Origin of the sequence: Photobacterium sp. BZF1 (genome assembly GCF_014349205.1) — a bacterium.
GTDB lineage: Bacteria > Pseudomonadota > Gammaproteobacteria > Enterobacterales > Vibrionaceae > Photobacterium.
On sequence record NZ_JACSOF010000084.1, the window covers coordinates 22,270 to 28,504 of the forward strand.

A 6,235-nucleotide genomic window follows, 5' to 3' on the forward strand; every position below is an offset into this window, starting at 1 on the left:
GTTTCTCGGTGTAAACAAAGAGTGGCGATAGTAAACGATCTACGCTATGTCGTATGAGCAACCCGTTGCGTTTAGATCGTTGAAGTAGAAAAGCTAAATTAACAAAATCAATTGAAGCCATTAAATTGAACGATTTCATTAATTAGCTCTTTGGCTATATTATCTGAGCCTCATTAGGAGGTTTTATGTTCAAAGTAATGTGGCAGTTTTTTCTGCTAGGTCTTTATAGCTTCGGTGGCCCTGCCGCTCATATTGGTTATTTCCAACGAGAGTTCGTTCAAAACAAGAAGTGGTTAACCGATCAAGACTTCACACAGGCTGTTGCTCTATGTCAGTTTTTACCTGGGCCTGCAAGTAGCCAGCTTGGAATGTTTATCGGGTTTAAAAGAGCGGGTTACTTAGGTGCACTTGCTGCATTTGTCGGTTTTACATTCCCGTCATTCTTATTACTAACCTTTTTGGCTATTGGTAATCAGCAATATAATGATGTTGCCTTCATCGATACGGTGATTCAGGCTGCTAAATTGTTGGCCGTTGTTGTGGTTGCAGATGCTATGTGGGGGATGGTTAAGAAAAACATTACTAGCAAACTTACTGCAGCTGTTGCGATTACGACTGCGATTAGTGTTTTTGTTACATCAGGGTTGCTTGGGCAGATTGTGCCTATTTTGTTGGCGGCATGCTTGGGCTTTGTTATTTCATCTCAGAAGCAACATAATTCCGAGTTATCGAGTCAGCCGATGATTAAACCTCATCTGGGTATCGTCAGTGTCTTTGCGATCTTGCTATTGGGCTTACCGCTACTAGCTGGAAAATCAGAACTGCTTAACCTTATCAATGTTTTCTATCAAGCGGGTAGCTTTGTATTTGGTGGTGGTCACGTTGTTCTTCCACTTCTTGAACCAATGATGGAGGGGATGGTAGAACCCGATACGTTCTTGAGTGCCTATGCGTCTGCGCAGTTAGTCCCTGGGCCAATGTTTACAATGGCAAGTTATTTAGGCGCATCGACTATTTCTGAAAGCCCGTTTATTGGTAGTTTGCTCGCTACAATTGCTGTATTCTTGCCAGGCAGTTTATTACTGTTTGCATTTTTGCCGGCTTGGAGTGCTTTGTTCAAACATCAGCGTCTTCAACAGTCAATTTTGCTGGTTAATGCTTGTGTTGTCGGTTTGCTGGGTAGTGCATTTATCAAACCGGTAATCTCAACTTCAATAAGCTCTGTATTTGATGTTATTGCCGTTATTGTTGGGTTCTATCTTCTTAAGTATCGAAACATTCCTGTATGGGGCTTGATAGCATTGTTTGTTGGTTACCAATGCATCATCTAAGCATGAAAACGATTTAAAAACGCACAGCCTTCGGGCTGTGTTCTTTCTTAACCTAGCGCACTATAACTATTTATTTGAAATTAAAATATACACACATATCCCAAACCAATAATGCTTCCTACGATGTTTAAAGCTGATTAAGGTAAAGTTAAGAATGGGCTGATAAAGTAACTGCAAATAACTATTACGCATTGGTCACTAACTACATGAAAAATCAAAGAAAAATAAGGCCAAACCTTACAAATTATGATGTTATAGAGATTCTTGAAAAAGAACTTCGGGAATCAGAAAAGCGTATAATACAACGTACAGTCTTTTCAATTGTAGCTGCATTGTTCGGTTTAGCGCTTTTCATCTATGTTTTTGTAAACTCTCATGAATCAACTATTAAAAACTATGCTGCTGAAGCTATGAAAAAAGCGTTTGAAACAGAACGAGCTATTCATATTATTGATGAAGCAGCTGGTACAAATTTCCTCGAGAAGAGAGAAACACCTTAAGCACTATAATCATTTGTTAGTTCACTAGACACGATAGACACCGTCATGTTTCTGGTATCTATCGTGTTATGATATTCATATCTGTATCACCAACTCGTGATTCTTAATCAGTAGTTCTGGTCTGGCTGTTTTAAGCATGGATTGTTTAAAGTCTTCATCACTTAACCTATACACTGGTCTCGTGAGCAAATATTGCCCAACCATTTCAATGATTGGAGACAGTAATTGTTTGCTAGGAAGGTTCAGTTCATTGGGTTGAATATCGATGTCTTCAACATTTAAGTCATTAAGAAAAATGGCACCTTCTTCTTTGTCGTAGTAGGGAATAGCACTAAAGCTGACTTTAATTTGTAAATTCTGCGTGCTCTGCCCTTGGATTGTTATCTGTGCTTTTGAGTCAGCATCAAGGTTGACTCTGTCATCAGCAACACGTCCAATACCTACTTTCACATTTTCGAATTTAATATTGGCATGAGCTAACCCTTTAACGCCTACAGTTCTTTCAAATCCGCTTCTGTCATCAAGGTAATCCTGAATTTCCTTTTCAGTTACACTGTAACTAGCGCACGAGGAAAGTAACAGCGACAGCAACAGGGTATAAATGATATTCACAATTAGCGCCTCATACCTTTTTATTATCTATAAAAGCGTATCAGAGGTATGTCGTATCAAATGTCCATAACCGAGATTCAGTAAATGAACACCCTGATCAGAAGCACTTTTTAAACTGCTGCTTGTATAATTTATTCAATTGCTCGTTATACTTAGCGCCTTTCTTTGCTGAGTAGCCAGACCGCATTTTTTTCTGGATTGACTCTATCTTATTAGTGATTTTCTTACACTCTTTGCTTTTCTTCGTCGCTGAAAGGGCAAACCCGCTATGGCTTAACACCAATATCAAGATAAGGAATACTGCTTTGTACTTCATACTACCAACACCGTCTGTCGTTGAGTTGGTAACAATATACGGACAGCGGAGTTTGTTAACATGTTTAAGCTTCAATGATTAGAGGTTGGATCGTAGAGAAGTGAAATGATATAGCAGATGATTACAAAAAATTAAGCCCTCGAAAAGGAGGGCTTTTAAGTTCTTTCAGTTTATTATGCAGTTTCTGCAAATAGAAGCTCTAGGTCATAATTTTCACGGCTAAGCGTGTTCTTCAGTTTTTTCAATGAACTCACTTGTAGTTGGCGAATACGTTCACGTGTCAGGCCGACTTCGTCAGCTACTTGCTGAAGTGTTTGTGCTTCATAACCTAGCAACCCAAAGCGGCGGCATAGGATTTCACGATCCCGCTCGTTTAAGCTTTCTAACATCGCAATGGCAAGTTTGCTGATGTCTTGTTTATCCAGTTCGTTTTCTGGTTTGACGCCTTCATCATCAGCAATAAATGCAGAGATAGTTTGGGAACCAGAATCGTCTGAAATTTGCTGGTCAATTGATACGACAGGGGCATCATATGCCAGTACATTTGAAATATCTTCTACAGAACGCTCTAGCTTTGCAGCGATCTCTTCCTGGCTTGGCTCCTGATTCGTCGTTTTCATCAATTGCTTGTGAGTACGAAGAATCGTGTTGATCTCTTTGGACACATGCACCGGTAGACGGATAGTACGTGCCTGATTGTGGATAGAACGTTCTATGGTTTGCTTAATCCACCATGTCGCGTAGGTAGAGAAGCGGAAACCACGTTCAGGATCGAATTTCTCGACGGCAGTGATTAAACCGATATTTCCTTCATCGATAAGATCACTTAGTGACATACCGCTATTGCGGTATTTTTTGGCAATGCTTACAACAAGACGCAGGTTACTCTCAATCATTGTTGCTTTGGCAAATTTATCACCACGAAGAGTTTTTCTGCTGTAAAGAATTTCTTCTTCTTTCGTAAGTAAAGGTTTGTGCGCGATTTCTTGTAGATACAGATGGATTACATCAGCATCGAAACCATTATTTAGTTCTTGTGATTTGATATCCATATCTTACCCCTAACAATGACAACCCAAAATGTTATATGTTTGTTTTAATTTGTTACATCTACACACTAACATGAACAGTATGCATATGCCATTGAGGAATGGTGTGTTTTTATATAAAAGCAAGAATGTGTTGCATTATGCTATTGACAAAGTCTTTTAATTTACTAAGAAAGTGCTACTTGGTTAAAACTTTCACATAGTATGGTGAGGTTGGAACATATGCTGACTATTGCCTAGTTAATCAGTATGTTGTGCACATATAGCTGACGTTGTTATAGCCTTTAATCATAAAATATATCGTAAATAAACCTGATTTATGTCTTTCAAAATGTTTCTCGGAGGGGGATATGGAGCTGAAGACAAACCTTGTGTCCAGTGTCGTTTTTAGCAAAAGAAACAGTAAAGTTATGATGTTAATGTTAAAAAGAATCGATGATAACTACTGGTGCAATGTCGCGGGTAAAATCGAACTAGGCGAAAGTGCTACAGTCGCGGTGATCCGTGAAATTGCAGAGGAAACACAACTGAAGGTAGACGAGTTGTATAACGCAGACTATCTACAACAGTTTTACCATGCTCAAACTGACCAAATTTTCATGGCGATTGGCTTCGTGGCGTTTTGTGCTGGTGAACAGCCAGTGATTATTAATCATGAGCATACTGAGTACCGTTGGTGTTCATTAGAAGAGGCATTAATGTTGGCGCCTTTTCCCAATCAACACCAATTTTACAAGCATGTATGGGAACACTTTATTGATACGCCGCCTTCGTCTTGGTTGAGAGTATCGGATTAGAAAGACACTTACGTCGCGCATAGCAGGCTAACACTATTAGTCTTGTGTCTTCAGCTTCCTAGTCATCGGCACATGTTGATGTCCAAGGGATTATTTTAAGCCGTTCAAATGGGATAGGGTTACCTGACTTATCACTGACGCCATAAGTACCATGCTCCATATGAGATAGGGCTTTTTCTATTAAAGCCAGCGTCTCGGTGTACTGTTCGACAAGCCCCATTGCTCTGTCAGCTTCTTCTCTAATGTTGGCGGCCTCAGCAACATCTGTTACAGAACAGTCTTCCTTTTTGGCGATGACCTGGTTTAGTTTGATGATCTCATCTTTAAAGTGAGCTTTTTTTGAGAGCAACTCTTCGTGGAGTTGTGTCAGTTTTACATCATCAAGCTCAGAGTCGGGGTGGAAGGCAATACCCATATGCTAATCCTGTATTCATTAACTAGGTTTACAATGAATGTAGCGTGTTTAGGTAAGTATAGATTTTTAAAACTGAAACGAAAAAAGGTAGCCGAAGCTACCTTTCTGAAATCATTTGAACAGCATGAATTATGCTTTCTTAAGATCTTGTGCAGGGTAAGTCAAAGTCATACCATCAACTTTAACATGGATGTAGAAGCCGCCACTGCTGATGCCAGTAACAACCATCTCACCTAGCTCAATACCTTTAGTTGCAACTACACGATCTTCTTCTGCAAACATTATAACACCTTGTTTATTAACAATAAGATTGAATTATCTATGGGCGCTATTAAAGCAGAGATATTAGATTACAACTAATCGACTTTTTGCTTATAACGATAAGAGAAATCAATGAATCAGGGTAGGAGGACTAACCGTGCTGTTCAAGGTATTCACGGGTAGCCACCATGTAATCGAAGGCCGATTCGGTTTCACTGAAGCGCAGGTTCATCAGGCGGCCAGTGGCATCGTCGATGTAAACCAGCAGACAACACTTGGAACTGCGACCTTCAAACCAGTCATGGTGGGAGCCGTCGATTTGAATCAGTTCACCCAGGCAATCACGGCGGTGACGAGGTTGATAGACTCGTGGTCTGCGCTTGGCATGGGGAACCCAGAGACCATCAGCGATCATCCATTGGCGCAAGGTTTCAACCGGGACATGAATGCTATGAAGCTCCGCCAGTTTTTCATGGGCCAGTGTCGAACCAAAATCTGCGTATTGCTCATGGAGCAAGGCCAGTGTCTGTAATTTGAATTCGTCATCATGGCGATGGTTGCCGGGCTGGCCACGTTTTAAAGAAACCAAACCAGCAGCACCAAGTTCGATGAAGCGTTTGACCAAGCGATAAACTTGGCGAGGGCTGAGTTTAAGTAAGCGGGCAGCTTCGACACCGGTGATCCGTTTATCACAGATGTCTTGGATTAATTTGATTCTCTGTAATTCATTGTCAGTCATGGTCAATAACATCCAAGGGCTCCAAACACAGCAAAGAAAGCGTGTTTTGAAGCTAGAACAACATGACATTTTAATCTGGCTCAAACCTGACATTTCTAACTGGATCTTACACTGTGTGTTTATCCCATTTTAAATTGTCAGCCTGCTTTCCCAGATTAAAGTGTCTCTTTCCAAGGTAGTTCATCCTGCGATTGAGTGGCTGTGGAGTAGGGACG

7 protein-coding genes and 1 pseudogene are annotated in these 6,235 nt (G+C 40.5%); 3 read left to right on the plus strand and 5 right to left on the minus strand.

Features of this window, described 5'->3' with window-relative positions; translation table 11 throughout:
• The first annotated feature begins 185 nt into the window (after positions 1 to 185).
• The gene (chrA, locus tag BIZ37_RS18280; RefSeq protein ID WP_187462703.1) at positions 186 to 1,331 is read left to right on the plus strand and encodes a chromate efflux transporter; all 1,146 of its coding nucleotides are present in this window, start codon (positions 186 to 188) and stop codon (positions 1,329 to 1,331) included.
• Positions 1,332 to 1,537: 206 nt separating this feature from the next.
• Positions 1,538 to 1,831, plus strand: a complete 294-nt coding sequence (locus BIZ37_RS18285; RefSeq protein WP_187462704.1) for a hypothetical protein — start codon at positions 1,538 to 1,540, stop codon at positions 1,829 to 1,831.
• Positions 1,832 to 1,906: 75 nt separating this feature from the next.
• Here BIZ37_RS18285 and BIZ37_RS18290 read toward each other — a convergent pair whose 3' ends face one another.
• Positions 1,907 to 2,443 carry a DUF1439 domain-containing protein gene (locus tag BIZ37_RS18290; protein ID WP_187462705.1) on the minus strand — a complete coding sequence of 179 codons (537 nt, stop codon included), beginning with the start codon at positions 2,441 to 2,443 and terminating at the stop codon, positions 1,907 to 1,909.
• 489 nt (positions 2,444 to 2,932) lie between these two features.
• On the minus strand, positions 2,933 to 3,811 hold the full coding sequence (gene rpoS, locus BIZ37_RS18295; protein ID WP_107296613.1) for an RNA polymerase sigma factor RpoS: 879 nt from the start codon (positions 3,809 to 3,811) through the stop codon (positions 2,933 to 2,935).
• 347 nt (positions 3,812 to 4,158) lie between these two features.
• Here rpoS and BIZ37_RS18300 point away from each other — a divergent pair, with 347 nt between their 5' ends.
• Positions 4,159 to 4,605, plus strand: coding sequence for an NUDIX pyrophosphatase (locus tag BIZ37_RS18300; RefSeq protein ID WP_187462706.1), 447 nt, complete (start codon positions 4,159 to 4,161; stop codon positions 4,603 to 4,605).
• A gap of 58 nt (positions 4,606 to 4,663) precedes the next feature.
• Here BIZ37_RS18300 and BIZ37_RS18305 read toward each other — a convergent pair whose 3' ends face one another.
• From BIZ37_RS18305 to BIZ37_RS18315, 3 genes and pseudogenes are all read right to left on the minus strand, one after another.
• Positions 4,664 to 5,020, minus strand: a complete 357-nt coding sequence (locus tag BIZ37_RS18305) for a hypothetical protein (RefSeq protein WP_107296611.1) — start codon at positions 5,018 to 5,020, stop codon at positions 4,664 to 4,666.
• A gap of 129 nt (positions 5,021 to 5,149) precedes the next feature.
• A complete protein-coding gene (locus BIZ37_RS18310) occupies positions 5,150 to 5,302 on the minus strand; it encodes a hypothetical protein (protein WP_170114874.1) in 153 nt (50 codons plus the stop codon).
• Positions 5,303 to 5,435: 133 nt separating this feature from the next.
• Positions 5,436 to 6,020, minus strand: a pseudogene (locus BIZ37_RS18315) (helix-turn-helix domain-containing protein); the annotation flags it as partial.
• Between the last annotated feature and the right edge of the window lie 215 nt (positions 6,021 to 6,235).

Coding starts and splice junctions, on each gene's coding strand:
- chrA (WP_187462703.1), top strand. CDS start 186: ATGTTCAAAGTAATGTGGCAGTTTTTTCTGCTAGGTCTTTATAGCTTC.
- BIZ37_RS18285 (WP_187462704.1), top strand. CDS start 1,538: ATGAAAAATCAAAGAAAAATAAGGCCAAACCTTACAAATTATGATGTT.
- rpoS (WP_107296613.1), bottom strand. CDS start 3,811: ATGGATATCAAATCACAAGAACTAAATAATGGTTTCGATGCTGATGTA.
- BIZ37_RS18300 (WP_187462706.1), top strand. CDS start 4,159: ATGGAGCTGAAGACAAACCTTGTGTCCAGTGTCGTTTTTAGCAAAAGA.
- BIZ37_RS18305 (WP_107296611.1), bottom strand. CDS start 5,020: ATGGGTATTGCCTTCCACCCCGACTCTGAGCTTGATGATGTAAAACTG.
- BIZ37_RS18310 (WP_170114874.1), bottom strand. CDS start 5,302: ATGTTTGCAGAAGAAGATCGTGTAGTTGCAACTAAAGGTATTGAGCTA.